At 73.9% G+C, this 24,625-nt stretch carries 25 protein-coding genes; 12 read left to right on the top strand and 13 right to left on the bottom strand.

Annotated elements, in window-relative coordinates; genetic code table 11:
* Positions 1–40 precede the first annotated feature (40 nt).
* Together ACFV9J_RS32905 and ACFV9J_RS32900 are read right to left on the bottom strand one after the other, a co-directional pair.
* Positions 41–817, bottom strand: a complete 777-nt coding sequence (locus ACFV9J_RS32905; RefSeq protein WP_385360400.1) for an SDR family oxidoreductase — start codon at positions 815–817, stop codon at positions 41–43.
* 9 nt (positions 818–826) lie between these two features.
* Positions 827–1,501, bottom strand: coding sequence for a TetR family transcriptional regulator (locus ACFV9J_RS32900; RefSeq protein WP_385360398.1), 675 nt, complete (start codon positions 1,499–1,501; stop codon positions 827–829).
* 174 nt (positions 1,502–1,675) lie between these two features.
* Between ACFV9J_RS32900 and ACFV9J_RS32895 the strand changes: the two genes are divergently transcribed.
* A complete protein-coding gene (locus ACFV9J_RS32895) occupies positions 1,676–2,551 on the top strand; it encodes an LLM class F420-dependent oxidoreductase (RefSeq protein WP_385360396.1) in 876 nt (291 codons plus the stop codon).
* Positions 2,548–3,048 (top strand): nuclear transport factor 2 family protein, encoded by a 501-nt coding sequence (locus tag ACFV9J_RS32890; RefSeq protein ID WP_385360394.1) that lies wholly within the window; start codon positions 2,548–2,550, stop codon positions 3,046–3,048. The genes ACFV9J_RS32895 and ACFV9J_RS32890 overlap by 4 nt, the downstream gene beginning before the upstream one ends.
* A gap of 68 nt (positions 3,049–3,116) precedes the next feature.
* Here ACFV9J_RS32890 and ACFV9J_RS32885 read toward each other — a convergent pair whose 3' ends face one another.
* Positions 3,117–4,037, bottom strand: coding sequence for an SDR family oxidoreductase (locus ACFV9J_RS32885; RefSeq protein WP_385360391.1), 921 nt, complete (start codon positions 4,035–4,037; stop codon positions 3,117–3,119).
* 134 nt (positions 4,038–4,171) lie between these two features.
* Between ACFV9J_RS32885 and ACFV9J_RS32880 the strand changes: the two genes are divergently transcribed.
* From ACFV9J_RS32880 to ACFV9J_RS32865, 4 genes are all read left to right on the top strand, one after another.
* Complete coding sequence (locus ACFV9J_RS32880) at positions 4,172–4,951, top strand: enoyl-CoA hydratase family protein (RefSeq protein ID WP_385360389.1); 780 nt, start codon at positions 4,172–4,174, stop codon at positions 4,949–4,951.
* Between the two features lie 14 nt (positions 4,952–4,965).
* Entirely contained in the window at positions 4,966–5,844 is an 879-nt protein-coding gene (locus tag ACFV9J_RS32875) for a CoA transferase subunit A (RefSeq protein WP_385360494.1), read from the top strand.
* Positions 5,841–6,617, top strand: a complete 777-nt coding sequence (locus tag ACFV9J_RS32870; protein ID WP_385360386.1) for a CoA-transferase subunit beta — start codon at positions 5,841–5,843, stop codon at positions 6,615–6,617. The genes ACFV9J_RS32875 and ACFV9J_RS32870 overlap by 4 nt, the downstream gene beginning before the upstream one ends.
* A 77-nt stretch (positions 6,618–6,694) precedes the next feature.
* Positions 6,695–7,681, top strand: a complete 987-nt coding sequence (locus tag ACFV9J_RS32865) for an NAD(P)H-dependent flavin oxidoreductase (protein ID WP_385360492.1) — start codon at positions 6,695–6,697, stop codon at positions 7,679–7,681.
* Between the two features lie 66 nt (positions 7,682–7,747).
* Here ACFV9J_RS32865 and ACFV9J_RS32860 read toward each other — a convergent pair whose 3' ends face one another.
* From ACFV9J_RS32860 to ACFV9J_RS32845, 4 genes are read right to left on the bottom strand one after another with little or no spacing between them, the layout of a single operon-like run.
* Positions 7,748–8,905 (bottom strand): acetyl-CoA C-acetyltransferase, encoded by a 1,158-nt coding sequence (locus ACFV9J_RS32860; RefSeq protein WP_385360383.1) that lies wholly within the window; start codon positions 8,903–8,905, stop codon positions 7,748–7,750.
* 43 nt (positions 8,906–8,948) lie between these two features.
* Complete coding sequence (locus ACFV9J_RS32855; protein WP_385360380.1) at positions 8,949–9,620, bottom strand: TetR/AcrR family transcriptional regulator; 672 nt, start codon at positions 9,618–9,620, stop codon at positions 8,949–8,951.
* Positions 9,621–9,624: 4 nt separating this feature from the next.
* The gene (locus tag ACFV9J_RS32850) at positions 9,625–10,416 is read right to left on the bottom strand and encodes an SDR family oxidoreductase (protein ID WP_385360377.1); all 792 of its coding nucleotides are present in this window, start codon (positions 10,414–10,416) and stop codon (positions 9,625–9,627) included.
* Positions 10,413–11,579, bottom strand: coding sequence for an acyl-CoA dehydrogenase family protein (locus ACFV9J_RS32845; RefSeq protein WP_385360375.1), 1,167 nt, complete (start codon positions 11,577–11,579; stop codon positions 10,413–10,415). Before ACFV9J_RS32845 ends, ACFV9J_RS32850 begins: the two co-directional genes overlap by 4 nt.
* Positions 11,580–11,627: 48 nt before the next feature.
* Between ACFV9J_RS32845 and ACFV9J_RS32840 the strand changes: the two genes are divergently transcribed.
* The 5 genes from ACFV9J_RS32840 to ACFV9J_RS32820 are packed head-to-tail and all read left to right on the top strand — an operon-like array spanning position 11,628 to position 16,605.
* On the top strand, positions 11,628–12,485 hold the full coding sequence (locus ACFV9J_RS32840; RefSeq protein ID WP_385360372.1) for an enoyl-CoA hydratase: 858 nt from the start codon (positions 11,628–11,630) through the stop codon (positions 12,483–12,485).
* On the top strand, positions 12,485–13,660 hold the full coding sequence (locus tag ACFV9J_RS32835) for an acyl-CoA dehydrogenase family protein (protein ID WP_385360370.1): 1,176 nt from the start codon (positions 12,485–12,487) through the stop codon (positions 13,658–13,660). The genes ACFV9J_RS32840 and ACFV9J_RS32835 overlap by 1 nt, the downstream gene beginning before the upstream one ends.
* On the top strand, positions 13,660–14,649 hold the full coding sequence (locus tag ACFV9J_RS32830; protein ID WP_385360368.1) for an acyl-CoA dehydrogenase family protein: 990 nt from the start codon (positions 13,660–13,662) through the stop codon (positions 14,647–14,649). Before ACFV9J_RS32835 ends, ACFV9J_RS32830 begins: the two co-directional genes overlap by 1 nt.
* A 45-nt stretch (positions 14,650–14,694) precedes the next feature.
* Positions 14,695–15,786 carry an acyl-CoA dehydrogenase family protein gene (locus ACFV9J_RS32825; RefSeq protein WP_385360366.1) on the top strand — a complete coding sequence of 364 codons (1,092 nt, stop codon included), beginning with the start codon at positions 14,695–14,697 and terminating at the stop codon, positions 15,784–15,786.
* A gap of 18 nt (positions 15,787–15,804) precedes the next feature.
* On the top strand, positions 15,805–16,605 hold the full coding sequence (locus ACFV9J_RS32820) for an SDR family oxidoreductase (protein ID WP_385360364.1): 801 nt from the start codon (positions 15,805–15,807) through the stop codon (positions 16,603–16,605).
* Between the two features lie 54 nt (positions 16,606–16,659).
* Here the strand turns inward: ACFV9J_RS32820 and ACFV9J_RS32815 are convergent, their stop codons facing one another.
* The 5 genes from ACFV9J_RS32815 to ACFV9J_RS32795 all read right to left on the bottom strand — a co-directional run bounded on the left by ACFV9J_RS32815 (position 16,660) and on the right by ACFV9J_RS32795 (position 22,818).
* A complete protein-coding gene (locus ACFV9J_RS32815) occupies positions 16,660–17,427 on the bottom strand; it encodes an SDR family NAD(P)-dependent oxidoreductase (protein ID WP_385360361.1) in 768 nt (255 codons plus the stop codon).
* 13 nt (positions 17,428–17,440) lie between these two features.
* Positions 17,441–18,607 (bottom strand): 3-hydroxy-9,10-secoandrosta-1,3,5(10)-triene-9,17-dione monooxygenase oxygenase subunit, encoded by a 1,167-nt coding sequence (gene hsaA / locus ACFV9J_RS32810; protein WP_385360359.1) that lies wholly within the window; start codon positions 18,605–18,607, stop codon positions 17,441–17,443.
* 61 nt (positions 18,608–18,668) lie between these two features.
* Positions 18,669–20,297, bottom strand: coding sequence for a FadD3 family acyl-CoA ligase (locus tag ACFV9J_RS32805; RefSeq protein ID WP_385360357.1), 1,629 nt, complete (start codon positions 20,295–20,297; stop codon positions 18,669–18,671).
* 81 nt (positions 20,298–20,378) lie between these two features.
* Positions 20,379–21,173: an SDR family NAD(P)-dependent oxidoreductase gene (locus ACFV9J_RS32800; protein ID WP_385360355.1), complete on the bottom strand. Its 795-nt coding sequence runs from the start codon at positions 21,171–21,173 to the stop codon at positions 20,379–20,381.
* A gap of 13 nt (positions 21,174–21,186) precedes the next feature.
* Positions 21,187–22,818 (bottom strand): FAD-dependent oxidoreductase, encoded by a 1,632-nt coding sequence (locus tag ACFV9J_RS32795; RefSeq protein ID WP_385360352.1) that lies wholly within the window; start codon positions 22,816–22,818, stop codon positions 21,187–21,189.
* 224 nt (positions 22,819–23,042) lie between these two features.
* Between ACFV9J_RS32795 and ACFV9J_RS32790 the strand changes: the two genes are divergently transcribed.
* A complete protein-coding gene (locus tag ACFV9J_RS32790; protein WP_385360349.1) occupies positions 23,043–23,663 on the top strand; it encodes a TetR family transcriptional regulator in 621 nt (206 codons plus the stop codon).
* Between the two features lie 22 nt (positions 23,664–23,685).
* On the opposite strand, the gene ACFV9J_RS32785 is transcribed toward ACFV9J_RS32790, so the two are convergent.
* The gene (locus tag ACFV9J_RS32785; protein WP_385360347.1) at positions 23,686–24,621 is read right to left on the bottom strand and encodes a 3-oxoacyl-ACP reductase; all 936 of its coding nucleotides are present in this window, start codon (positions 24,619–24,621) and stop codon (positions 23,686–23,688) included.
* Positions 24,622–24,625: the final 4 nt, after the last annotated feature.

Raw genomic sequence — 24,625 nt, 5'->3', positions numbered from 1 at the left:
CGGGTGAATGCTCGGACGCCGTGGCGGGTGCCTCGTTCGCTCAGAAGTGCGCGGGTTCGCGGAGCGTCGCCTCGGCGCCCCCGTCGACATAGAGGACCTGCCCGGTGATGTGCATGTTGTCGGCACCGGCCAGGAAGAGGACGGCCCGCGCCACGTCCTCCGGACGGAGGTAGCCGTTGAGCGGCATCGGGACGGCGGTGTCCATGACCTTCTTCATCTCCGGGTCGTCGAAGATGTCCGCGCTCATGGGGGTGAGCACGATGCCGGGCGCGACGACGTTCACGGGGATCCCGGCGTCGGCCCAGCCCTCGGCGACGGCGGTGCGCCGGGCCCACTGGGCGAGCGCCGCCTTGGACGAGGGGTAGAGGCGGCCGGCGTGGCCGTCGGCGACGGCGCGTTCGGCGTGCGCGAGTGCCTTGTCCTCGTCGGCGGCCAGGCAGGCGGCGACGACGTCCGGGTCGGTGGGCCGGGTGCCGGAGATGGAGCCGATGACGACGGCGCGGGGCTGCCGGGCGGCGGCGAGGGCCGGGCGCAGTGCCGTGACGAACTCGGTGGTGCCGAAGTAGTTGACGGTGACCATCGCGGTGCCCGGCACGGAGGTGCCGGCGCAGGTCACGACCGCGTCCACGACCCCGCCGGCCGCCTCGGCCGCCGCGGCGGCGGCAGCGGTACGGCCCTGCGGGGTGGAGAGGTCGGCGTCGATCTCGCCGCCGCGCAGGTCGACGCCGACGACGCGGTCGCCCCGGGCGCGCAGGAGGTCGGTGAGGGCGGCACCGATCCCGGAACCGGAACCGGTGACGACGACGTTGCGGGGCATGGGGTCTCCTCAGGTCGGCTGGTGAAGTGCGGGCACGCTAGTCGGCCCGCTTGCGCGAGGTCCCGTCCACTCCCGGTGACCGGGCTGCGGGGCGAGCAGGAGGCGGCAGGCCAGCCGGATGCCGTCCTGCGCGTCCCGGGGCGAGGAGCGTTCGTACAGGACGGTGACGAGCAGCCCGTACCAGGCCTGCTGCAGCAGGCGGGCCACGCGGCGGTCCCGCTCGGCGGGGTGGCGCACGCCTGCCGTCCGCAGCATCAGTTCGGCGAGGAGTTCGTCGGTGCGGCGGGCCGGGCCGCCGCCGTCGTCGACGGGTGCGGCGTTGTTGGCCCGCATCATCGCGAGGGCCAGCAGCGGCTGTTCGAAGAGCTGTCGGCTCGCTCCGGTGAGCAGGTCGGTCACGGCCTCCACCGGTCCGGTGCCCGGCGGTGGGGGCGGTGTCTCGGCGTCGAGCCGGAGTACCTGGGCGTGCATGACGGCGGCGAACAGGTGGGTCTTCGAGGGGAAGTAGCGGTAGAGGGTGGCGATCGCGACGCCGGACTCCCTGGCCACGTCCTGCATCTGCACCCGGTCGAGGCCGTGTTCCGCGCCGAGGCGTGCCGCGCTCCGCAGGATCCGGGCGTGGCGCCGGCGCTGCTGGGCCGAGGTCGGGTGCGCGGGGGTTCTCTCGCCGCTCGTTCGGGGCACGGTCTGGGCGTCCTTCCGTCGGCGGCCGATGCTTTCGCGTGCCGGGCGGGCGCGGGGCGTGGCGTTCCGGTCAGTGGGACCGGGCCGCCTGTGGCACGGACCGCGGACTTGGATGGCCCTTCCCCCCCCGCCCCCTTCCCCTCCCGTCTGCTCGCGTCCGAGAGAGGTGCCCCCATGCGGATCGGCATCACCAGTCCCGTCGTCACGGCCGTGCCCGGCGTCCACTCCCCGTGGGAGCGCGGTGCCGGCATCGAGGAGCTGGGGGCGGTCGCCGAGGCCGCCGACCGGCTCGGCTTCCACCACCTGACCTGTTCGGAGCACGTGGCGGTGCCCGTGGACGTAGCCGAGCAGCGGGGCGGGACCTACTGGGACCCGCTCGCCACCTTCGGGTACCTCGCCGCCCGCACCCGCCGCATCCGGCTCGCCACCCAGGTCCTGGTGCTGGGCTACCACCACCCGCTGGCCCTCGCCAAGCGCTACGGCACGCTGGACCGGATCTCCGGCGGGCGGCTCGTGCTCGGGCTGGGAGTCGGCAGCCTGGAGGAGGAGTTCCGGCTGCTCGGCGCGGCCTTCGAGGGGCGGGGCGGGATCGCCGACGACGCCCTCGCGGCGCTGCGGGCCTCGCTGTCCCGCCGGGAACCGGCCTATCACGGGGAGCATTTCGACTACGAGGGGTTCGTGGTGGAGCCGCACGCCGTGCAGGAGACGGTGCCCCTGTGGATCGGCGGTCGCACTCCTCGTTCGCTGCGGCGGGCGGTGGCGTACGGGAACGGCTGGGTACCGTTCGGGCTGCCGCTGGACCGGCTGCGCGAGATGGTCGACGCGGCGCCGCTGCCGGAGGGGTTCGAGGTGGTGCTGAGCGCGGGACGCCCGCTGGATCCGTCCGGCGACGCGGACGCCGCGGCGCAGGCGCTGCGCCGGGTGTCCGAGGCGGGGGCCACGCTGGTCAGCGTGTCGTTGGCCGCCGAGTCCGCGGCCCACTACGTGGAGCAGCTGGAGGCGCTGGCGAAGATCGCCGGTGTCGCGGCGGGCGAGGAGGCGGCGGCGTGAGCGAGCGACTGCCGGACGACGTCGAGGCGCGGCTGCGGCGTCTGGAGGACGAGCGGGACATCGCCAGGATGATGGCCTCCTACGGGCCGCTGGTCGACGGCGGCGACGCGGACGGTGTCGCCGCGCTGTGGGCGCCGGACGGTGTCTACGACATCGACGAACTCTTCCTCGCGGGCCGGGAGCGGATCGCCGGGATGGTGCGGTCCGCCGCACACCGGGGCTGGATCCGGCAGGGCTGCGCGCACGTCGTGGGACCGCCGCACATCACGGTCGACGGCGACGAGGCGATCGCCGTGTGCCACTCGCTGATGGTGGTGCACGAGGAGGGCCGGTACATGGTGCGCCGGGCCACCGCCAACCACTGGCGGCTGCGCCGTACGGACTCCGCCGCCGGGTGGGAGGTGGTCACCCGCACCAACCGCGTCCTGGACGGCCGCCCCGAGTCCCCGGCGCTGCTGGCCGGCGGGGTGCGCGGGGAACGGGCGGCCCAAGGCTGACCGGGTTGCCCACGGACGAGGGGGCGGTGACGGCTCGCCACCGCCCCCTCCGCGTCGTGCGGCCCCGGTCAGCGGGCGCCGTACACCGGCTGGGGCGTCTCGGCGGCGGCCAGGAGCTTCGCCGCCGTCTCCCCCGCCTCGGCCGGGGTCCACCGGGCGCCCTTGTCGGCGGTGGGGCCCGGGCGCCAGCCCTCCATCACGGTGATGCGGCCCGCCTCCGCCTCGAAGACCCGGCCGCTCACCCCGGCCGAGGCAGCCGAGCCGAGCCACACGACGAGCGGCGACACGTTCTCCGGGGCCATCGCGTCGAAGCCGCCCGCGCCGGGCGCCGCCATGGTCTCGGCGAAGGTGTCCTCGGTCATCCTGGTCCGGGCGGCCGGGGCGATCGCGTTGACCTGGACGCCGTAACGGCCCATCTCGGCGGCGGCCACCAGGGTCAGTCCGACGATGCCCGCCTTGGCCGCGGAGTAGTTGCCCTGGCCGACGCTGCCCAGCAGGCCGGCTCCGGAACCGGTGTTGATCACGCGCGCCTCGGGGACGCGGCCCGCCTTGGCCTCGGCACGCCAGTGCGCCGCCGCGTGCTTCATCGGCAGGAAGTGGCCCTTGAGGTGGACGCGCATCACCGCGTCCCAGTCGTCCTCGTCCAGGTTCACCAGCATCCGGTCGCGCAGGAAGCCCGCGTTGTTGACCAGGGTGTCGAGTCGGCCGAAGGCGTCGAGGGCGGCTGCGACGAGGGAGGCCGCGCCGTCGCCGGTGGCGATGTCGCCGCCGTGCGCGACGGCCTCGCCGCCGGCGGCGCGGATCTCCTCGACGACCCGCTGGGCGGGGCCCTCGCCCGCGCCGGAGCCGTCGAGGCCCACGCCGAGGTCGTTGACGACGACCTTCGCGCCCTCGGCGGCGAACGCCAGGGCGTGTGCGCGGCCGAGCCCGCGGCCCGCGCCGGTGACGGCGACGACGCGGCCGGCGCACAGGGCGGTCGGTGAAGTCATGGGGTGTCCTTTCGGTCGGGGCCGGGGGTGGGGCGGGGCCGTACCGCTCAGTGGCACGGGGCACTCCCCCGGCGTTCGCATCACTGCTACCTTCTGCCTAACAAACGTTTGGTGGAAAGGTAGCTGATCTGCTCATGGGTGTCTCCACCTCCGCCCCGCAAAAGGGCGTCGCCGTCGTCACCGTGGACTTCCCCCCGGTCAACGCCCTGCCCGTGCGCGGCTGGTACGAGCTGGCCGCCGCGGTGCGCGCCGCGGGATCCGATCCCGAGGTGCGCTGCCTGGTACTCACGGCCGAGGGCCGGGGGTTCAATGCGGGCGTGGACATCAAGGAGATGCAGCGCACGGAGGGGCACGGCGCGCTGATCGGCGCCAACCGGGGCTGCTTCGAGGCGTTCGCCGCGGTCTACGAGTGCGAGGTGCCCGTGGTGGCCGCCGTGCACGGCTTCTGCCTGGGCGGCGGTATCGGCCTGGTCGGCAACGCGGACGCGATCGTGGCGTCCGACGACGCGACCTTCGGGCTCCCGGAGCTGGACCGCGGCGCGCTCGGCGCGGCCACGCACCTCGCCCGGCTGGTCCCGCAGCACCTGATGCGAGCCCTGTACTACACCTCCCGCACCGCGACGGCCGAGGAACTGCACCGGCACGGCTCCGTGTGGCGCGTCGTCCCGCGCGAGGAACTGCGTTCGGCCGCCCTGGAGTTGGCCGGTGAGATCGCCGCCAAGGACGGGCAGCTGATCCGGCTGGCCAAGGCCGCCATCAACGGCATCGACCCCGTCGACGTACGCCGCAGCTACCGCTTCGAGCAGGGCTTCACCTTCGAGGCCAGCCTCAGCGGGGTCGCCGACCGCGTCCGCGACACCTTCGGCACCCACACCTCCGGCACGTCCGGCATCGGCAAGGAGCAGCGAGCGTGACCCAGGACAAGACGATGACGGCGGACGACGTCGTCGGCCGGCTGCGCAGCGGCATGACGATCGGCATCGGCGGCTGGGGCTCGCGCCGCAAGCCGATGGCCCTGGTGCGGGCGCTGCTGCGCTCGGACGTCACCGATCTGACGGTGGTGTCGTACGGTGGCCCCGACGTCGGTCTGCTGGCGGCCGCGGGGAAGATCCGCAAGCTGGTCGCGGCCTTCGGCACCCTGGACTCCATACCCCTGGAGCCGCACTTCACCGCCGCCCGGCAGCGCGGGGCCTTCGAGATGGTGGAGCTGGACGAGGCGATGCTCATGTGGGGCCTGACCGCCGGGGCGCAGCGGCTGCCGTTCATCCCGGTACGGGCCGGGCTCGGATCGGACGTGATGAAGGTCAACCCCGCACTGCGCACGGTCCGTTCGCCCTACGACGACGGGGAGGAACTGGTCGCGGCACCGGCCCTGCGCCTGGACGCGGCGCTGGTCCACCTCAACCGGGCCGACACGCACGGCAACGGCCAGTACCTGGGCCCGGACCCGTACTTCGACGACCTGTTCTGCGAGGCCGCCGACCACGCGTACGTCTCCTGCGAGCGGATCGTGGACACCGCGGACCTGCTCAAGGAGCACGGCCCGCAGACCCTGCTGGTGAAGCGTCTGTTCGTGGACGGTGTCGTTCAGACGCCGAACGGCGCGCACTTCACCTCCTGCGTCCCCGACCACGACCGGGACGAGGACTTCCAGCGCGCCTATGTCCGGGCCGCCCGCGATCCCGAGGCGTGGAAGGTGTTCGGGGCGCGGTTCCTGTCCGGGGACGAAGCCGCCTACCAGGCCGCCGTCACGGCGTTCCATCAGGACCAGCAGGACCAGCAGGATCAGCAGCAGGAGGAAGCATGAGCGTCACCGCGACCGGTCTGCCGGCCGCGACCCGCGCCGAGTACTGCGTGGTGGCCTGCGCCGAGGCCTGGCGCGGCGACGGGGAGGTCCTCGCCAGCCCGATGGGCACCGTTCCGGCCATCGGGGCGCGGCTGGCGAAGCTCACCTTCTCGCCGGACCTGCTGCTGACCGACGGGGAGGCGCTGCTCATGGCGGACGTGCCCGCGGTCGGGCAGCGTCCGGGGGCCGTGGAGGGCTGGCTGCCGTTCCGCCAGCACCTGGCGCTGACGGCCACCGGCCGCCGGCACGTGATGATGGGCGCGAGCCAGCTCGACCGGTACGGCAACCAGAACATCTCCTGCATCGGCGACTGGGCCCGCCCCGCCCGGCAGTTGCTCGGTGTGCGCGGGGCGCCGGTCAACACGCTCAACAACCCGACGAGTTACTGGGTGCCGAGGCACTCGGCGCGGGTGTTCGTCGAGCGCGTCGACATGGTCAGCGGCGTCGGGTACGACCGGGCCGCGGCCGCCGGTCCCGCCGCGACCCGCTACCACCGCATCCCCGAGGTCGTCACCAACCTCGGCGTCTTCGACTTCGAGACCCCCGACCGCACGATGCGGCTGCGCTCCCTGCACCCCGGGGTCACCGTCGAGCAGGTCACCGGGGCCACCGGCTTCGCCCTCACGGTCCCCGACGAGGTGCCCCTCACCCGGGAGCCGACGGAGGCGGAGCTGCGGCTGATCCGCGAGGTCGTCGACCCGAAGGGGCTGCGGGAGCGGGAGGTCCCGGCGTGAGCGCGGCGGGCGACGGGACGTTCGCGACGCCGCTGACCGAACTGACCGGGGTGCGGTACCCGATCGTGCAGACCGGGATGGGCTGGGTGGCCGGTCCCCGGCTGGTGTCCGCCTCCGCCGACGCGGGGGCGCTCGGCATCCTCGCCTCCGCGACGATGTCCGTGGAGCAGTTGCGGGCGGCGGTGCGGGAGGTCAAGTCCCGTACGGACGCGCCGTTCGGCGTCAATCTGCGGGCGGACGCCGGGGACGCCGCGGACCGGGTGCGGATCATCGTCGACGAGGGCGTGCGGGTGGCGTCCTTCGCGCTCGCCCCGTCCAAGGAACTGATCGCGCGGCTCAAGGGCGCCGGTGTCGTGGTCATCCCCTCGGTCGGCGCCCGGCGGCACGCGGAGAAGGTCGCCGCGTGGGGAGCGGACGCGGTGATGGTGCAGGGCGGCGAGGGCGGCGGGCACACCGGGAACGTGGCCACGTCGGTGCTGCTCCCCCAGGTCGTGGACGCCGTCGGCATCCCGGTGATCGCGGCGGGCGGCTTCCACGACGGGCGCGGTCTGGTGGCCGCCCTCGCCTACGGCGCGGCCGGCGTCGGCATGGGCACCCGGTTCCTGCTCACCTCCGACAGCACCGTCCCGGCGGAGGTCAAGGCGAAGTACCTGGCCGCCGCGGTCAAGGACGTCACGGTCACGACGAAGGTCGACGGCATGCCGCACCGCATGCTGCGCACCGCGATGGTCGACTCGCTGGAGCGGACCGGCCGCGTGACGTCGAGCCTGCGGGCGCTGCGGCACGCCGCGGCCTTCCGGAAGGAGACGGGTACGAGCTGGCCGAGGCTGGTGCGGGACGGACTGGCGATGAAGCACGGCAAGGAACTGACCTGGGGCCAGGTGCTGCTGGCCGCCAACACCCCGATGCTGCTCAAGGCCTCGATGGTCGAGGGGCGCACCGACATCGGGGTGATGGCCTCGGGACAGGTGGCGGGCCTGATCGACGACCTGCCGTCCTGCGCGGAACTGGTCGGACGGATCATGAACGAGGCGCAGGCCACGCTGAAGACGCTGCCCCGGTAGACCGCTCGGAGGCAGGTGTGAAGGGGGGCGGCCCGGAGATCCGGACCGCCCCCTCCCGCAGGTGCCTCAAAGGCGTTCGATGATGGTGACGTTGGCGAGTCCGCCGCCCTCGCACATGGTCTGCAGGCCGTAACGGCCGCCGGTGCGCTCCAGTTCGTGCAGCAGGGTCGTCATCAGCTTGGTGCCGGTGGCGCCGAGCGGGTGGCCCAGCGCGATGGCGCCGCCGTTGACGTTGACGCGGTCGGGGTCGGCGCCGGTCTCGTTGAGCCAGGCCAGGACGACGGGCGCGAAGGCCTCGTTGATCTCGACCAGGTCGATGTCGTCGATGGACATCCCGGCCTTCTTCAGGGCGTACGCCGTCGCCGGGATCGGCGCCGACAGCATGCGGATGGGGTCCTCGCCCCGCACCGACAGGTGGTGGACGCGGGCGCGCGGGGTCAGTCCGTGTTCGGCGACGGCCCGTTCGGAGGCGAGGAGCAGCGCGGAGGCGCCGTCGGAGACCTGGGAGGACACCCCGGCGGTCAGCCGGCCGCCCTCGACGACCGGTTTGAGGGCCGCCATCTTCTCCAGCGAGGTGTCGCGGCGCGGGCCCTCGTCGCGGGTCACGTCGCCGTAGGGGACGGTCTCGCGGTCGAAGCGGCCCTCGTCGACGGCGCGGGCGGCCCGCTGGTGCGAGCGCAGCGCGAACCGTTCCATGTCCTCGCGGGAGATGTCCCACTTCTCGGCGATGAGTTCGGCGCCGTGGAACTGGTTGACGGGCGCGTCGCCGTAGCGGGCGCGCCAGCCCTCGGAGCCCGCGTAGGGGCCGTCGGTGAGGCCGAGGGGTTCGGCGGCCTGGCGGCTGGCGAAGGCGATGGGGATCATCGACATGTTCTGGGTGCCGCCCGCGACGACCAGGTCCTGAGTGCCGGAGAGCACGCCCTGGGCGGCGAAGTGGACGGCCTGCTGGGAGGAGCCGCACTGCCGGTCGACGGTGGTGCCGGGCACCTCCTCGGGCAGGCCGGCGGCGAGCCAGGCGGTGCGGGCGATGTTCCCGGCCTGCGGTCCCACGGTGTCCAGGCAGCCGAGGACGACGTCGTCGACGGCGGCCGGGTCGATGCCCGTGCGCTCGATCAGCGCCTTGAGGACATGTGCCCCGAGGTCGGCGGGGTGGACGGCGGACAGCCCGCCCCGGCGCCGGCCGACCGGGGTGCGGACCGCTTCGACGATGTAGGCCTCGGCCATGACAGTGCTCCTTGGTGGTGGATCGGGGGGTGGGCCGGGGGTGTCAGCCGCGCGGGGTGATGCCCTCCAGGACCATGGACAGGTACTGCCGGGCGATCTCCTCCGGGCTGTGGGTGCCGCCGGGGCGGTACCAGGAGGCGGCCACCCAGACGGTGTCGCGCACGAACCGGTAGACGAGCCGCACGTCGAGGTCGCCGCGGAAGACCTGGTCGGTGACGCCGCGTTCCAGGGTGCGCAGCCAGGCGTTCTCGAACTTCACCTGGGAGTCGGCGAGGTAGCCGAAGCGCGGCTGGGCGGAGAGGTGCCGGGACTCCTTCTGGTAGATGGCGACCGCGGGACCGTGCCGGTCGATCTGCCGGAAGGACTCGGTGACGAGGGCCTCGATGGTCTCCCGCGGTCCGAGTCCGGCGGCGAGCACCGTGTCGTAGCCGGCCCACAGCTCGTCCAGGAAGGCGGTGAGGATCTCGTCCAGCATCGACTCCTTGGAGTCGAAGTGGTAGTAGAGGCTGCCCGCGAGCATCCCGGCGGCGTCGGCGATGCGGCGGACGGTGGTGGCGTTGTAGCCCTGGTCGGCGAAGACCTGGGCGGCGGTGGCCAGGATCTCGGCGCGGCGCTCGGCGGCGGAGGGCGAGGGGGTGGACGACGAGGACGTGGACGACGAGGACGTGGACGACGACGAGGTGGACGACGACGAGGCTGAGGAGTTGCGCTTCATCCGCTCATGCTCTCTGACTGCTGACGGAAACCGTCTCACCGGTCATGTACGACGCGTAGCCGCTGGCCAGGAAGACGATGACGTTGGCGATCTCCCACGGCTCGGCGTGCCGGCCGAAGGCCTCGCGTTCGGTGAGCGTGGCGAGGAGTTCGGGGGTGGTGACCTTCACCAGGTGCGGGTGCATGGCGAGGCTCGGGGCGACGGCGTTGACCCGTACCCCGAAGTCGGCGGCCTCCAGTGCGGCGCACCGGGTGAGGGCCATCACCCCGGCCTTGGCGGCGGCGTAGTGGGCCTGGCCGCGCTGGGCCCGCCAGCCGACGACGGAGGCGTTGTTCACGACGACACCGCCCTCGCCGTCCTGCTCCTTGAACCGGCGCAGGGCGGCCCGCGTGCAGCGGAAGGTGCCGTTCAGGGTGACGTCGAGGACTCTGGCCCACTGGTCGTCGGTCATGTCGACGAGGTCCGCGGTGCCACCTAGTCCGGCGTTGTTGACCACGACGTCGAGGCCGCCGTGCCGTTCGGCGGCGAGCGCGAACAGGGCGTCGACTTGCCGCTGGTCGGTGACGTCGCAGGGCAGTGAGGCCACGTTGTCGGCGCCGAACTCCTCGGCGAGGGCGGCGGCGCTCTCGCCGAGGCGCCGTTCGTGGGCGTCGCCGAGGACGACGCGGGCGCCCTCCTCCAGGAACCGGCGGGCGGTGGCGCCGCCGATCCCGGCACCGGCGGCGGCGGTGATGACGGCGGTGCGCCCGGCCAGGAGCGAGTGCCCCGGCACATACGGTGGGGGCTTCGGGGTCACGGGCGGGCCTCCTTGGGCAGGCCGAGGACGCGCTCGGCGATGATGTTGCGCTGGATCTCGTTGGACCCGGCGTAGATGGTGTCGGAGCGGGAGAAGAGGAACAGCCGCTGCCAGTCGTCGAGGTCGTAGGGCTCACCGGCGGCGAGCATGCCGCCCGCGCCGCACACGTCCATGGCGAGTTCGCCCAGTTCGCGGTGCCAGGTGGCCCAGAAGATCTTGCCGATGGACGCCTCCGGGCCGGGGGCGCCGGACGCGACGCCGTCGAGCATGCGCAGGGCGTTGCAGCGGATGGTCTCGAGTCCCGTCCAGGCGCGGGCGAGCCGGTCGCGGATCAGCGGGTCGTCCGCGGCGCCGTTGCGCTTCGCCGTCTCGACGAGGGTCTCCAGTTCGCGCCGGAAGCCGACCTGCTGGCCCAGGGTGGAGACGCCGCGTTCGAAGCCGAGGGTGGCCATGGCCACGCGCCAGCCGTCGCCGGGGGCGCCGACGAGGTGGTCGGCGCGGGTGCGGGCGCCGTCGAAGAAGACCTCGTTGAACTCGGAGGTGCCGGTCAGCTGGGTGATGGGGCGGACCTCGACGCCGGGCTGGTCCAGCGGGACCAGGAGGTAGGACAGGCCGTGGTGGCGCTGGGACTCGGGTTCGGTGCGGGCGACGACGAAGCACCACTGGGACTCGTGGGCGAGTGACGTCCAGATCTTCTGCCCGGTGACCACCCAGTGGTCGCCGTCGCGTTCGGCGCGGGTGCGCACGCCTGCCAGGTCGGACCCGGCGTCGGGTTCGCTGTAGCCCTGGCACCACAACTCCTCGGCGGCGACGATCGGCGGCAGGAACCTGGCCCGCTGCCCGGGGGTGCCGAAGGCGATCAGGGTGGGGCCGAGCAGCTGCTCGGCGATGTGGTTGACCCGGGCGGGCGCGTCGGCCAGGGCGTACTCCTCGTGGAAGGCGACCTGCTGCTCGATGGTCGCGCCCCGGCCGCCGTACTCCTCGGGCCAGCCGACGCAGGTCCAGCCGGCGGCGGCCATGTGCCGTTCCCACTCGAGCCGTTCGGCGAAGACCTCGTGCTCACGGCCGGGTCCGCCGCGGCCCCGCAGGGCGGCGAAGGCACCGGTGAGGTGGGTGGCCAGCCAGCCGCGGATCTCGGCGCGGAACTCCTCGACGCTGCTCATGCCGTTACGTTAATCTACCAAACACTTGTTAGGGAAGGAGGGCCGACGATGTCCGCTGCCCAAGACGAGACCGGCGAACCCGTGCGCTACGAGAAGCAGGGTCCGGTCGCTACGGTCACCATGAACCGCCCCGAATACCGCAACGCGCAGAACTCCGCGATGACCTACGCCCTGGACCGGGCCTTCTACCGGGCCGCCGAGGACGACGAGGTGAAGACCGTCGTCCTCGCCGGAGCGGGCAAGCACTTCTCCGCCGGCCACGACATCGGCACCCCCGAGCGGGATGCCCATCTGCCGTTCGAGCGCCGCGCGGGACTGTGGTGGGACCACTCGGACAAGCAGGGTGCGGAGAGCCGCTTCGCCCGCGAGTCCGAGGTGTACCTGGGCATGTGCCGCCGCTGGCGCGAGCTGCCCAAGCCGGTCGTCGCCTCCGTGCAGGGCGCCTGTGTGGCGGGCGGGCTGATGCTCGCCTGGGTGTGCGACCTGATCGTGGCCTCCGAGGACGCGTTCTTCGCCGACCCGGTGGTGCGGATGGGCATACCCGGCGTCGAGTACTTCGCCCACCCGTGGGTGATGCCGCCGCGCGTCGCCAAGGAGTTCCTGTTCACCGGGGACCGCATGAGCGCCAGGCGCGCGTACGAGGTCGGCATGGTCAACCGTGTCGTGCCCCGCGAGGAACTGGTCGACGAGACACAGGCGTTGGCGCTGCGCATCGCCGAGATGCCCCGCCTCGGCCTCGCGCTGACCAAGCGGGCCGTGAACCAGGCCGAGGACCTCCAGGGCCTGCACGCCGGTATGGACTCGGTGTTCGGCCTGCACCACCTCGCGCACGCGCACAACGCCGAGACCGCGCCGGACGCGCTCGGCGGGATGGACATCGGGGCGATGAAGAAGGCGGGCGGCTGATGGACCTCGACTTCGACGAGGCGGACGAGACGTTCCGCGCCGAGGCCCGCGACTGGCTGGCGGCCCATGTGCCGGCCGCTCCCCTGCCGTCCCTGGAGAGCGCCGAGGGGTTCGCCGCCCACCGGGAGTGGGAGGCCGAACTGGCCGCCGACCGCTGGTCGGTGGTGTCCTGGCCCGAGGAGTTCGGCGGGCGGAACGCCTCGATCCTGCGCTGGCTGGTCTTCGAGGAGGAGTACTTCGCGGCCGGTGCCCCCGGACGCGTCAGCCAGAACGGCATCAACCTGCTCGCCCCCACCCTCTTCGAGCACGGCACGCCCGAGCAGCGGGCGCGGATCCTGCCCGCGATGGCGAGCGGCGAGGTGATCTGGGCGCAGGCCTGGTCCGAGCCCGAGTCCGGCTCCGACCTGGCCTCGCTCAGGTCGACCGCCCGGCGCACCGAGGGCGGCTGGCTGCTCAGCGGCCAGAAGACGTGGTCGTCGCGGGCCGCGTTCGCCGACCGGGCCTTCGGCCTGTTCCGCAGCGACCCGGACGCCGGCCGCCCGCACCGCGGGCTGACGTACCTGATGTTCCCGCTGGACGCCGAGGGTGTGACGGTGCGGCCCATCGGACGGCTCGACGGCAGGCCGGCCTTCGCGGAACTCTTCCTGGACGACGTGTTCGTGCCGGACGAGGACGTGATCGGGGAGCCCGGCCGGGGCTGGCGGGTGGCGATGAGCACCACCGGCGACGAGCGCGGCCTCACCCTGCGCAGCCCGGGCCGCTTCACCGCCGCCGCCGACCGGCTGACCGCGCTGTGGCGCGAGCACGGCGACCCCGCCGACACGGCGCTGCGCGACCGGGTCGCCGACGCGGTGATCGGCGCCCGCGCCTACCGGCTGTTCTCCTACGCGGGCGCCTCCCGCGTCCTGCACGACGAGGGCGGCCCGGCCGGTGCCGCCTCCAGCCTCAACAAGGTGTTCTGGTCCGAGCTGGACATCGCCCTGCACGAGACGGCCCTCGACCTGCTCGGACCGTACGGCGAACTCGCCGACCACGCCGCCGAGTCGCCGGACCGCGGCGCCTGGGCCGAGGGGTACACCTTCTCCCTGGCCGGACCCATCTACGCGGGCACCAACGAGATCCAGCGCGACATCATCGCCGAGCGGCTGCTCGGCCTGCCGAAGGGACGCCGGTGATGCGGTTCCTCCTCGACGCCGAGCAGCGGGAGTTCGCCCGCTCCCTCGACGGTCTCCTCGCCTCCTCGGACACCCCGGCCGCGGTACGGTCCTGGGCCGCCGGTGACCATGCACCGGGGCGGGCGGTGTGGGCGCGGCTGGCCGAGGCCGGGGTGTTCGCCCTCGCGGTGCCGGAACGCCACGACGGGTTCGGCCCGCTGCCGCTCGACCTCGCCGTCGCCTTCACCGAGCTGGGGCGGCACGCGGTACCCGGCCCGCTGGTCGAGACGGTCGCCGCGGCGGTCCTCCTCGACCGGCTCGGCGACCCGGACACGGCCGCCGCCCACCTGCTCGGCATCGCCTCGGGCGAGACCGTCGCCACCCTCTGCCTGACCGCCCTCGGCCCGTACGCTCTCGACGCCGACGCGGCCGACACGGTGCTGGTCGTGGACGGCGACGTGCTGCGCGCGGGCGCCGCGCCGGGCCCCGTACAGCCGTCGGCGGATCCGGCGCGGCGCCTGTCGCGGCCGTCTTCCGGCGGGACGGTACTGGCCCGGGGCCCCGCGGTTGCCTCGGCCGCCGCACACGCGGCCGACGTCGCCGCGCTGGTCACCGCGGCCCAGTCCCTGGGGCTCGGCCGCGCGCTGCTCGCCCGGACCGTCGAGTACGTCGGACAGCGGACCCAGTTCGGTGTGCCCGTCGGCTCCTTCCAGGCCCTCAAGCACCGGCTGGCGGACACGCTGGTCGCCCTGGAGTTCGCCGAGCCACTGGTGCACGGCGCCGCGCTCGCGCTCGCCGCCGGCGCCCCGGAGGCCGGCCGGGACGTCGCCGCCGCCAAGGTCGCGGCGGGCGAGGCCGCCCACCGGGCCGCGCGCACCGCGCTGCAACTGCACGGGGCGGTCGGCTACACCGACGAGTTGGACCTGTCCCTGTGGATCCGCAAGGCCCGTCCGCTGCGCAACGCCTGGGGCACCCCGGCCGCCTGCCGGGCCCGCGTCCTGGCCGCCTGACCGCGCGGCACCACCGCGCGTCACACACCTGAGGGGAGCAGCCCGATGAGGCTGACGGAGGAGCAGGAAGAACTGCGGTCGGCCGTACGGTCGTTGCTGGCCCGGCACGAAGGGGAGGCGGCGTGGCGGCCGTTGGCCGAGCAGGTCGGCGTCGCCGCACTCGCCGTACCGGAGGAGTACGGGGGCGCGGGCGGCGGCGCCCGGGACGTGCACGTGGTGATGGAGGAGCTGGGCCGGTGCCTGAGTCCGCTGCCGGTGCTCGGCTCGGCGGTGCTCACGGCGGGGGCGCTGCTCGCCTCCGGCGACAAGGAGGCCTGCGGACGCCTGCTGCCGCCGCTGGCCGAAGGGCGTTCGGTGGGTGCGCTGGCCTGGGCCGAACAGGGTTCCTGGGAGGCGGGGGCAATACGCACCCGAGCCGTACCGGGTCCCGGCGGCGGCGCCTGGTTCCTCAGCGGCGTCAAGGAGCACGTACTGGACTGGCCGGACGTCGACGTGCTGCTCGTCGCGGCCCGTACGGCGGCCGGTGTCTCCCTGTTCGAGGTGGCGGCGGACGCGCCGGGAGCGCGCCGCGAACCCGTCGTCACGATGGACGGCACCCGCAGCCAGGCCCGGTGGTTCCTGGACGGCGCCGAGGGGCGCCCGGTGGGTGTCGCGGGCGACGGGGGCCGGGTCCTGGCGCACGTGCGGGACCTGGCCTGCACCGCGCTCGCCGCCGAACAGGTGGGCGCCGCCGAGCGCTGTCTCGGACTCACCGTCGCCTACGCGCGCGACCGCGTCCAGTTCGGCCGGGCGATCGGTTCGTTCCAGGCGGTCAAGCACCGGCTGGCGGACGCCTACGTACTGGTGGAGTCGGCGCGTTCGGCCGCCCTCGGCGCGGCCTTCGCCGCCGACGAGGGCCCCGGCGCGCTGCCGCGGGCCGCCGCCGTCGCCAAGTCGGTGTGCTCCGAGGCGTTCTCGGCGGTGGCCGGGGAGACGATCCAGCTGCACGGCGGGATCGGTGTCACCTGGGAGCACGACGCGCACCGCTACTTCAAGCGGGCACACGGAGCGGGCGAGCTCTTCGGCCCGCCCGCCTCGCACCGGGCACGGCTCGCCGCCGGGCTCGGACTCACCTCGAACAACAACAGCCCCAGCTGACCGGAGAGGCCAGTGGACATGAACACCGACACCGACATCAACAGCCCGTTGGACTTCACGGGGCGCGTGGTGCTCGTCACCGGCGGCACCAAGGGCATCGGCGCCGCCATCGCGGAGGCGTTCCTCGGGGCCGGGGCCGATGTCGTGGTCTGCGGCCGCAACGCGCCGGGCGCCCTGCCGGCGGCAGGGGGCCGGGAGGCGGTCTTCGTCGCCGCCGACGTGCGCGATCCGGCGGCGGCCTCGCAGCTCGTCGACAGCGCGGTGGAGCGCTTCGGCCGTCTCGACGTGCTCGTCAACAACGCGGGCGGCTCCCCGGACGCGGACGCGGCGACCGTCTCGCCGCGCTTCGTGGAGAAGATCGTCGCGCTCAACCTGCTCGCGCCGTTCTACGTGGCGCAGGCGGCCCACCGTGCCATGCGGGCCCGGCCGGGCGGCGGCTCGGTCGTCAACATCGGCAGCGTCTCCGCGCACGATCCGCAGCCGGGCACCGCCGCGTACACGGCCGCCAAGGCGGGGCTGCTGGCCCTCACGAAGGCGCTGGCCCTGGAGTGGGCGCCCGAGGTGCGGGTCAACCACATCACCACCGGCCTGATCCGCACCGATAGCGCGGCGTCCGTCTACGGCGCGGACGGCGGCGCCTCGGTGGCCGGCGTGATCCCGATGAAGCGGATGGCCGCGCCCGCGGACGTCGCACGGGCCTGCCTGTTCCTGGCGAGCGACCTGGCGGCGTACGTCAACGGGGCGGACCTCGCGGTGCACGGCGGCGGGGAGTTCCCGGCCCGGTACCTCGCCGCGAGGGCGGCGGGCCAGGGGGTGTGAGGGACATGCCGGAGCCCGGGAGAGAGCGTGCCGCCTCTCCCGGGCTCGGGTCCGTCACGGCAGGTCGGGGGTCCAGGCCACGCCGTTGATGTGCGAACCGCCGTCGACGAAGAGGGTGTTGCCGGTGACGTACCGGGCGTCCTCGCTCGCGAGGAACAGCGCGGCCGGGGCGATGTCCTCGTCCGGGTCGCCCATCCGCCCCATCGGGTTCATGGCGCCGACCTGCTTCTCCAGCTCGGGGTTGGCGCTCATCCGCCGTCGGAAGGCGGCGCTCTTCGCGCCGGGGCAGATCGCGTTGACGACGACCCCGGTGGGGGCCCATTCCCGGGCGGCGGTCCGGGTGAGGGTGCGCAGGGCCTCCTTGGCGGCGTTGTACTCCAGGGTGCCCATGTGGGCGTTCACGCCGTTGAGGCTGCACATGTTGACGACCCGGCCCCAGCCCCGCTCCCGCATGTGCGCGAACGCCGCCCGCATCGCCCAGAACGGGCCGTAGAAGCCGATGCCCATCCCCCGGGCCAGCATCTCGTCGGTCTTGTTCTCCACCCGGCCGAGGTCGCCGACCGCCCAGGCGTTGTTGACCAGGATGTCGACGCCGCCGAACTCCCGTACCGCGGTGTCGACCATGGCCAGCACCTGTGCCCGGTCGCCGACGTCGGTGCGCAGGAAGCGGCCGCCGATCGCGTCGGCTACCGCCCGGCCGGTCTCCTCGTTCATCTCCGCGACCAGCACCCTGGCCCCCTCGGCGGCGAACCGCCGGGCCACCGCGGCGCCGATGCCGTCCCCGGCGCCGGTGACGATCGCGACGCGTCCTTCGAGCCGCATGATGTGCTCCTCCTCAGACCAGGTTGTCCTCCACCGTGAGGCCGAACGCCCCGCGGCCGTACATGGCGAGCGCGCGTTCCACGTCGTTGGCGACGTGCACGCTGCCCGCGTGGGCGTCGCGCCAGGCGCGCTCGACGGGGTTGCCGCGGCGCAGCGCGTTGCCGCCGGCGGTCTTGAAGAGCAGGTCGATCGCGGCGACGGCCCGTTCGGTGCCCCGCACCTGGTCGCGTCGGGTGCGCAGCCGCAGCTCCATGGGTATCTCCCGGCCCGCGGCGGCGAGTTCGGACAGTTCGCGCAGGTTGCGGTCCATCTGCAGGACGGTCGCGTCGATGTCGGAGGCGGCGCGTGCGATGGCGACCTGGGCGAAGGGGTCCTCGGTGAACCGGCCACCGCCCAGGCTGAGCCGCACCCGTTCCTTCATCAGCGACACGTAGGACTCGTAGCCGCCCGACACCGCACCGATCACCGGTGCCGTGATGGCGCTGGTGAAGATGGCGCCGAACGGCAGCCGGTACAGCGGCCCCTTGTTGACCTGCTGCCCGGGCACCTTCAGCCGGGCCTGCTCGTAGTTGCGCAGCACCCGGTGGCCGGGCACGAACGCCGTCTCGACGACGATGTCGTTGCTGGCGGTGCCGCGCAGCCCGACCACGTCCCAGGCGTCCTCGATGGTGTAGTCGGAGCGGGGCACCAGGACGGTGAGGAAGTCCACCGGCCGTCCCTCGGCGCCGACGACGAGGGCGCCGAGCAGGGCCCAGGTGGCGTGTTCGCAGCCGGAGGAGAAGCTCCAGCGGCCGGTGAGCCGGTAGCCGCCGTCGACTGGGGTGAGCCGGCCGACCGGCGCGTACGACGAGGAGATGCGGGTGTCGGGGTCCTCGCCCCAGACGTCGTCCTGCGCCCGGCGCGGGAACAGCCCGAGCTGCCAGGGGTGCACGCCCAGCACCGAGGCGACCCAGCCGGTGGAGCAGCAGACGGCGGAGATCGCCCGCACCACCTGGTAGAAGTCGACCGGGTCGCTCTCCAGGCCGCCGTAGCGGGCGGGTTGGAGCATCCGGAAGACGCCTGCCCCGGTCAGTTCGCGGATCGTGGACTCCGGTATGCGGCGTGCCTCGTCGGCGGCGACGGCGCGCTTGCCGATGCCGGGCAGCAGGGCGCGTACCGACTCCAGAACCTGATTGCCCATCGTCCCGTCCTCCCGGCCCTCGCGGGGCCGTGTCCGTGCGGTGCGGGTGGCGCCGCGGGTGTCAGCCGGTGCGCAGCGCGGCCTTGTCGACCTTGCCGGCGGCGTTGCGCGGCAGTGCCCCCAGGACGACGACCTCGCGGGGGACCTTGAAGTTGGCGAGCCGTTCGCGGCACCAGTCGAGCAGGGCGCCCGGGTCGCTCCCGGCGCCGGGGCGGGCCGTGACGTAGGCCCGGCCGACCTCTCCGAGACGGGTGTCGGGGACGCCGATCACGGCGGCCTCCGCGACGGCGTCGTGTCCGGTGAGCACCTGCTCGATCTCGGCCGGGTAGACGTTGAAGCCGCCGACCACGAACATGTCCTTCGAGCGGCCGGTGAGCACCAGGTTGCCGCGTGCGTCGAAGTGGCCGACGTCTCCGGTGGCCAGCCAGCCGTCGTCGTCCACGGCCGCCGCGCCGGCCGCCGGGTCGTCCAGGTAGCCGAGCATCACGTTGTAGCCGCGGACCAGGATCTCGCCGTCCCGCCCGGCGGGCAGCGGGCGCCGGTCGCCGTCGGCGATGCGTACCTCGACGCCGTCGATGGGGCGGCCGGCGGTCAGCGCCACGGTCTCCGCGTCGTCGTCGGCGGAGCAGACGCTGACCGTGCCGCAGGACTCGGTGAGCCCGTAGGCGGTGAGCACCTCGGGGAACAGTTCGGCGCGGATGCGCCGGACCAGGGCGACGGGGACCACGGCGGCGCCGGTCACCGCGAGGCGCAGCGACGACAGGTCGAACAGGGACCGGTCGGGGGCGTCGAGCAGTTCGGTGTAGATGGTGGGCGGGCCGGGCAGGACGCTGATCCGTTCGGTCTCGACGGCGCGCAGGGCCCGGTTCACGTCGAAGACCGGTTGCAGCACCATCGTGGTGCCCCGCAGGAGACAGGCCAGTACGCCCGCCTTGTAGCCGAAGCAGTGGAAGAGCGGGTTGAGGATCAGGTAGCGGTCGTCGCCGGTGACTCCGGTGCGCGCGCTCCAGGCGCGGTAGGTGGTGAGGTTCTGGCGGTGGGTGGTCAGCGCGCCCTTGGGGCGGCCGGTGGTGCCCGAGGTGAAGAGCAGGTCGGAGGGGTCGTCGGGGCGTACGGAGGCGGTACGGACGGTGACCTCGTCGTCGGGCAGGTGGGCGCCGTAGGAGAGGAAGGCCCCCCAGGGCAGGGTGCCGGGGCGGTCCTCTTTGTCACGTGCGCCGACTTCGCCGTCCTCGTCGCCGTCGAGCGTCACCACGGCGGCCAGGCCCGGCAGGGAGGGGACTGGACGCGTCTCGTCGCGTGCCTCCGCGCCGTCGTCCAGCATGGCCAGGTAGTCCTTGCCGAGGAAGCCGTTCTCGACGAACAGCACTCTGGCCGCGCCACGTTCGAGGAGCCAGCGGGCCTCGCCGCCCTTGTAGCGGGTGTTGACGGGGACGAGTACGGCGCCGGCCGAGGTGACGGCGAGCGCTGCCACCACCCAGCGGTGGCTGTTGGGCGCCCAGACGGCGATCCGGTCACCGGGTCGCGTGCCGAGCGCGATCAGCGACTTGACGGCGGCCCGCACCTGGTCGCGCAGTTCCCTCCAGGTCAGCCGTACGTCGTCGTCCACCAGCGCCTCCCGGTCGGGGGCGCGGGCGGCGGCGAGGTCCAGGGCGCCGGGGATCGTGAGTGGGGGCTCGGGCTCGCTCATCTGCTCTCCGGGAGGGGACGGCGTACGCGGTCGGTGAGGGTGCGGGGCGGCGGTGCGCGGGAGGGTGTGCCGCTCCCCCGGTCAGGTACCGGAGGGCAGCAGCCGCTGGGAGGCCTCGTGCGCGCCGAGGACCAGTTCGGCGCGGGGGAAGCCGCTGCGCCGCTCGGCGGTCTCGGCGTTGCCCCCGGCGACCCGCACGGGTCCGTCGGCGAGGTGGTCGAGGCCCTCCCGGGCGACGTCGTCCGGTTCGGCGACGCGGAGGCCGGGGAGGTCCATGCGCAGGCCGGCGCGTTCCATCGCGGGGGTCCGGGTCACGCCCAGGACCAGTTCGAGGACGTGCACGTCGTACTCGCGCAGCTCCAGCCACAGGCCCTCGGCGAAGACGCGGCTGAACGCCTTGGCCGCCGAGTAGACGCTGATCCGGGCCTGGCCCAGGTAGCCGGAGAGGGAGCCGACCAGCATGATGCCGCCCCGGCGCCGTTCCTTCATCAGGGCCCCGAAGTGGTGGGTGAGGGCGAGCTGCGCCGTGATGTTCAGGTCGAGGACGCCTTGGACGCCGTCGAGGTCGCCGGTGACGAAGTCGTGGCCGTAGGTGTTGGCACCCGCGTTGAAGATCAGCAGCCCGACCTCCAGGCCGTCGGTGACCGTGCGGACGGCGGCCAGGGCCCCGGGGTCGAGCAGGTCGAGGGCGAGGGTGCGGACCTCGACGCCCCGGGCCCGCGCCCGGTCGGCGGTCTCGTGGAGCGGCCCCTGCTTGCGGGCGATCAGCACCAGGTTGAGCCCGGCGTCCGCGAGGCGCTCGGCGAACGCGGCGCCCACGCCCTCGGAGCCGCCCGCGACGACCGCCCACGGCCCGTACACGTTCTTGTCGATCATCGAGTACCTCTCCTCAGTCCCTGGCCGGCGGTGCCGTGACCGTAGAACGCGTCCTGTGTACGGCGCCGTCGGTGATCCCACTGGCCGGGAGCACGGTCGGGACCGCGTCGGGGGAGGCCATGTCCCGCACCGCCAGCGAGGCGAAGACCATCCCGGTGCCGATGGGGACGCCGGGGCCCGGGTAGACCCGGCCGGTGAAGGAGGCGCTGGTGTTCCCGGCGGCGTACAGGCCGGGGATCGGGTGTCCGTCGCCGTCGAGGACGCGGGCGTGGACGTCGGTGCGCAGGCCGCCCTTGGTGCCGAGGTCGGCGAGGACGAGGCGGGCCGCGTAGTAGGGCGGGCGGTCCAGCGGGACCAGGCAGGGATTGGGTCCGGGGGCGTTGCGGGGGTCGGCGAAGAACCGGTCGTAGGGGTCCTCGCCGCGGTGGTGGTCCGGGTCGGTGCCGGTGGCGGCGTGGCCGTTGAAGCGGGCGACGGTGGCGGTCAGCGCGTCGGCCGGGACGCCGATGCGTTCGGCGAGTTCGGGCAGCGTGTCGGCCTTCACCCACACGCCGGACGCGAGGTGTTCCTCCGGGTCGGCGGGCGGCACGGTGATGGCGGGCAGGCCGCCGCCCGCACGCGAGTCGAAGATCAGATGGGCGGGTGCCTGCGCGGTGGCGAGGGCGCGGCCCATGCGGTCGTACGGCAGGGACTCGTTGGCGAAGCGCCGGCCGTCCGCGTCCACGGCGATGCCGCCGCGCAGACCGAGGGTGAACGCGGCGCTGCCGTCGGGCCGTTCGGTGCCGGGGCACCACCATGCCTCGTCCATGAGGTCGGTGGCGGCCCCGATCCGGACCGCGGCGCGCAGCAGGTCGCCCGTGGTCGCTCCCGGGGGTGCCATGGTCCACGCGGCGGCGCCGGGTACGCCGTGCTCGGTGCGCAGCGCGTCGTCGCCCTCGAAGCCGCCCGCGGCCAGCAGCACGCCGTGCCGGGCCCGTACGGTGACCGTGCCCTGCGGGGTCTCGGCCTCGACGCCGGTCACCCGGCCGTGCTCGGTGACCAGGCCGGTGACGCGGTGCCCGGTGCGCACGGTGGCGTTGCCGGTGCGGGTGGCGGCGAGCAGGAGGCGGCCGATCAGGGCGCGGCCGGCGGTCAGCGGGCCGTCGGGGTGACCCTGGCCGGTCCGGTCCCGGTCGACCGCCGGGCGGACCAGGGGCAGCAGATCGCCCAGCTCCTCCTGGGGAAGGTCGCGCGGCACGAAGGACCGTCCGGCGTCCATCCGTCCCGGGGCGGCGACGTAGTCGGGGAAGGCCCGCCACTCGAACTCCACGGCCGGGTCGAGTTCGAGCCGGGCGACCAGCTCGGGCGCGTGCCGCAGGAAGGCCTCCCGGCGGTCCGATCCGGCGTCGCCGACGAGGGCCCGCAGGTAGGTGCGGGCGGCGTCGGTGGAGTCGCCGAGGTCCGCCCGTTCCTGCACCTGGGTGCCGGGCAGCCAGCAGGCGGCCCCGGAGTAGGCGGAGGTGCCGCCGAGCAGCGGCGCCCGTTCCAGTACGACCGTGTCCAGGCCGTCCGCGGCGGCCACCAGGGCCCCGGTCATCGCTGCCGCGCCGGATCCGACGACGATCACGTCGTGGGTGGCGCCGCCGTTCCGTCGGCCGTCCCGCATGGATGCCCTCCTGCCAGTCGGTGGTGCTCAGTGGTACGTGGTGGTGCTCAGTGGTACGTGGTGGTGCGGTGGTGTGCGGCCTCAGCAGACCGCGCCGTCGGCGGCGGGGGCGGGAGTGGTCCCACTGACCGGAACGAGGGCCGGGCGGCACCTGACGTGGGGCCGGGGCGCGCGTATTGTCGAAGACCGTTGCCACGAGATGATCGAGCGCCTGGAGGGAGAGCGTGCCCAGAATCGCCGAGGCCAGGGCGGGGGCCGAGCCCAGTTCGCCCCGGCAGCACGCGCGCCGGCAGAGCATCCTGCGGGCGGCGGCGGACATCGCCGCCGAGACGGGGCTCGAGCGGGTGCAGATGCACGAGGTGGCCAAGTCCGCGGGGGTGGCGATCGGCACCCTGTACCGGTACTTCCCGTCGAAGACGCACCTGTTCACGGCCGTGATGGCCGACCAGATCGAGGGGCTCGGCGCGCGGCTCGCGGACCGGGCCGGGCACGACTCGCCCGAGGACGCCGTCTTCGCGACGCTGGCGGGTGCCACCCGCAGTCTGCTGCGCCGCCCGGAGCTCGCCACCGCGATGATCCAGTCGGCGAACGCGGCCCGCGCCTCGACCGTCCCCGACCTGGCCCGGGTCGACACGGGCTTCCTCGACCTGCTGCTGCGGGCCTGGGCCGTCGAGGACCCCACGGAGCACCATGTGGCCCGGCTGCGGCTGCTGACCCTGCTCTGGTACGGCGTTCTGCAGTCCCGGCTCAACGAGCGGATCTCCCCGGAGGAGGCCGACGCCGACCTGCGGATGGCCTGCCGGCTGCTGCTCGCCCCCGGCGACGACGGGTCTGACGGGGTCTGACGGGGGCGAGGGGCCGGGGCCTTCAGCCCGCCAGGGTCTGCTGGGTGCCCGTCGTGTCGAGCGCGGCCACGCTGTACGCGGCGTAGTTCCGGTAGGGGGCCCGGCCGGTGAAGTACGGGGTGAGCTGGGCGTCGAGCTCCTCGGGGGTGAAGGTGCCGTCGGCGGCGGTGAACCTGTGCTCCACCGTGGGCGGCGCGAGCAGGGCGACCATGTCGCCGTAGACGACGAAGACCTGCCCGTTGATCCCGTCGGCGGCCGGTGAGGCCAGGTGGGCGACCAGGGTGGCGACGCGCTCGGGGGCCATGATGTCGAGGCCGCCCGGCGCGTTCACGCCCTCGCCGAAGGAGTCGGCGGTCATGGCGGTGCGGGCGCGCGGGCAGATGGCGTTGGCGCGGACCCCGTAGCGGGACATGCCCTGGGCGGTGGCCAGGGTGAGCGCGGTGATCCCGGCCTTGGCCGCGGAGTAGTTCGGCTGGCCGGGGGCGCCGAACAGGAAGGCCTCGGAGGAGGTGTTGACGACCCGGCCGTAGACGGGGGCGCCGGACGCCTTGGAGGCGGCCCGCCAGTGCACGGCGGCGGCGCGGGAGAGACCGGCGTGGCCCTTGAGGTGGACGCGGATGACGTCGTCCCAGTCGGACTCGGAGAGGTTGAAGAGCATCCGGTCGCGCAGTACGCCCGCGTTGTTGACGACGACGTCGAGGCCGCCGAAGGTCTCCACGGCGGCCGCCACCAGGCGTTCGCCCATGGACCAGTCGCCCACGTCACCGGTTACGGCGACCGCGTCCGCGCCCAGGGCCTTGATCTCGGCGACCACGTCGTCGGCCGCCGGGCCGACGTCGTTGACCACCACGTTGGCGCCGAGTCCGGCGAGGGCGAGCGCCTCGGCCCGGCCGAGTCCAGCGCCCGCACCGGTGACGACGGCGGTACGCCCCTCCAGGGTGGTGTTCGTGGTGCTCATGCTG

The organism is Streptomyces sp. NPDC059906 (genome assembly GCF_042730645.1).
Classification (GTDB): Bacteria; Actinomycetota; Actinomycetes; order Streptomycetales; family Streptomycetaceae; genus Streptomyces; species Streptomyces rubrogriseus.
This window is presented reverse-complemented; position numbering and strand designations above follow the sequence as displayed.

What these genes read in the sequence shown, in the direction of transcription:
- ACFV9J_RS32865 (WP_385360492.1), top strand. Translation starts at nt 6,695, where the DNA reads ATGGGCTGGGTGGCCGGTCCCCGGCTGGTGTCCGCCTCCGCCGACGCG.
- ACFV9J_RS32845 (WP_385360375.1), bottom strand. Translation starts at nt 11,579, where the DNA reads ATGAGCAGCGTCGAGGAGTTCCGCGCCGAGATCCGCGGCTGGCTGGCC.
- hsaA (WP_385360359.1), bottom strand. Translation starts at nt 18,607, where the DNA reads ATGGGCAATCAGGTTCTGGAGTCGGTACGCGCCCTGCTGCCCGGCATC.
- ACFV9J_RS32835 (WP_385360370.1), top strand. Translation starts at nt 12,485, where the DNA reads ATGGACCTCGACTTCGACGAGGCGGACGAGACGTTCCGCGCCGAGGCC.
- ACFV9J_RS32880 (WP_385360389.1), top strand. Translation starts at nt 4,172, where the DNA reads ATGGGTGTCTCCACCTCCGCCCCGCAAAAGGGCGTCGCCGTCGTCACC.
- ACFV9J_RS32855 (WP_385360380.1), bottom strand. Translation starts at nt 9,620, where the DNA reads ATGAAGCGCAACTCCTCAGCCTCGTCGTCGTCCACCTCGTCGTCGTCC.
- ACFV9J_RS32820 (WP_385360364.1), top strand. Translation starts at nt 15,805, where the DNA reads ATGAACACCGACACCGACATCAACAGCCCGTTGGACTTCACGGGGCGC.
- ACFV9J_RS32885 (WP_385360391.1), bottom strand. Translation starts at nt 4,037, where the DNA reads ATGACTTCACCGACCGCCCTGTGCGCCGGCCGCGTCGTCGCCGTCACC.
- ACFV9J_RS32815 (WP_385360361.1), bottom strand. Translation starts at nt 17,427, where the DNA reads ATGCGGCTCGAAGGACGCGTCGCGATCGTCACCGGCGCCGGGGACGGC.
- ACFV9J_RS32895 (WP_385360396.1), top strand. Translation starts at nt 1,676, where the DNA reads ATGCGGATCGGCATCACCAGTCCCGTCGTCACGGCCGTGCCCGGCGTC.
- ACFV9J_RS32875 (WP_385360494.1), top strand. Translation starts at nt 4,966, where the DNA reads ATGACGGCGGACGACGTCGTCGGCCGGCTGCGCAGCGGCATGACGATC.
- ACFV9J_RS32785 (WP_385360347.1), bottom strand. Translation starts at nt 24,621, where the DNA reads ATGAGCACCACGAACACCACCCTGGAGGGGCGTACCGCCGTCGTCACC.
- ACFV9J_RS32830 (WP_385360368.1), top strand. Translation starts at nt 13,660, where the DNA reads ATGCGGTTCCTCCTCGACGCCGAGCAGCGGGAGTTCGCCCGCTCCCTC.
- ACFV9J_RS32860 (WP_385360383.1), bottom strand. Translation starts at nt 8,905, where the DNA reads ATGGCCGAGGCCTACATCGTCGAAGCGGTCCGCACCCCGGTCGGCCGG.
- ACFV9J_RS32805 (WP_385360357.1), bottom strand. Translation starts at nt 20,297, where the DNA reads ATGAGCGAGCCCGAGCCCCCACTCACGATCCCCGGCGCCCTGGACCTC.
- ACFV9J_RS32905 (WP_385360400.1), bottom strand. Translation starts at nt 817, where the DNA reads ATGCCCCGCAACGTCGTCGTCACCGGTTCCGGTTCCGGGATCGGTGCC.
- ACFV9J_RS32870 (WP_385360386.1), top strand. Translation starts at nt 5,841, where the DNA reads ATGAGCGTCACCGCGACCGGTCTGCCGGCCGCGACCCGCGCCGAGTAC.
- ACFV9J_RS32840 (WP_385360372.1), top strand. Translation starts at nt 11,628, where the DNA reads ATGTCCGCTGCCCAAGACGAGACCGGCGAACCCGTGCGCTACGAGAAG.
- ACFV9J_RS32795 (WP_385360352.1), bottom strand. Translation starts at nt 22,818, where the DNA reads ATGCGGGACGGCCGACGGAACGGCGGCGCCACCCACGACGTGATCGTC.
- ACFV9J_RS32825 (WP_385360366.1), top strand. Translation starts at nt 14,695, where the DNA reads ATGAGGCTGACGGAGGAGCAGGAAGAACTGCGGTCGGCCGTACGGTCG.
- ACFV9J_RS32800 (WP_385360355.1), bottom strand. Translation starts at nt 21,173, where the DNA reads ATGATCGACAAGAACGTGTACGGGCCGTGGGCGGTCGTCGCGGGCGGC.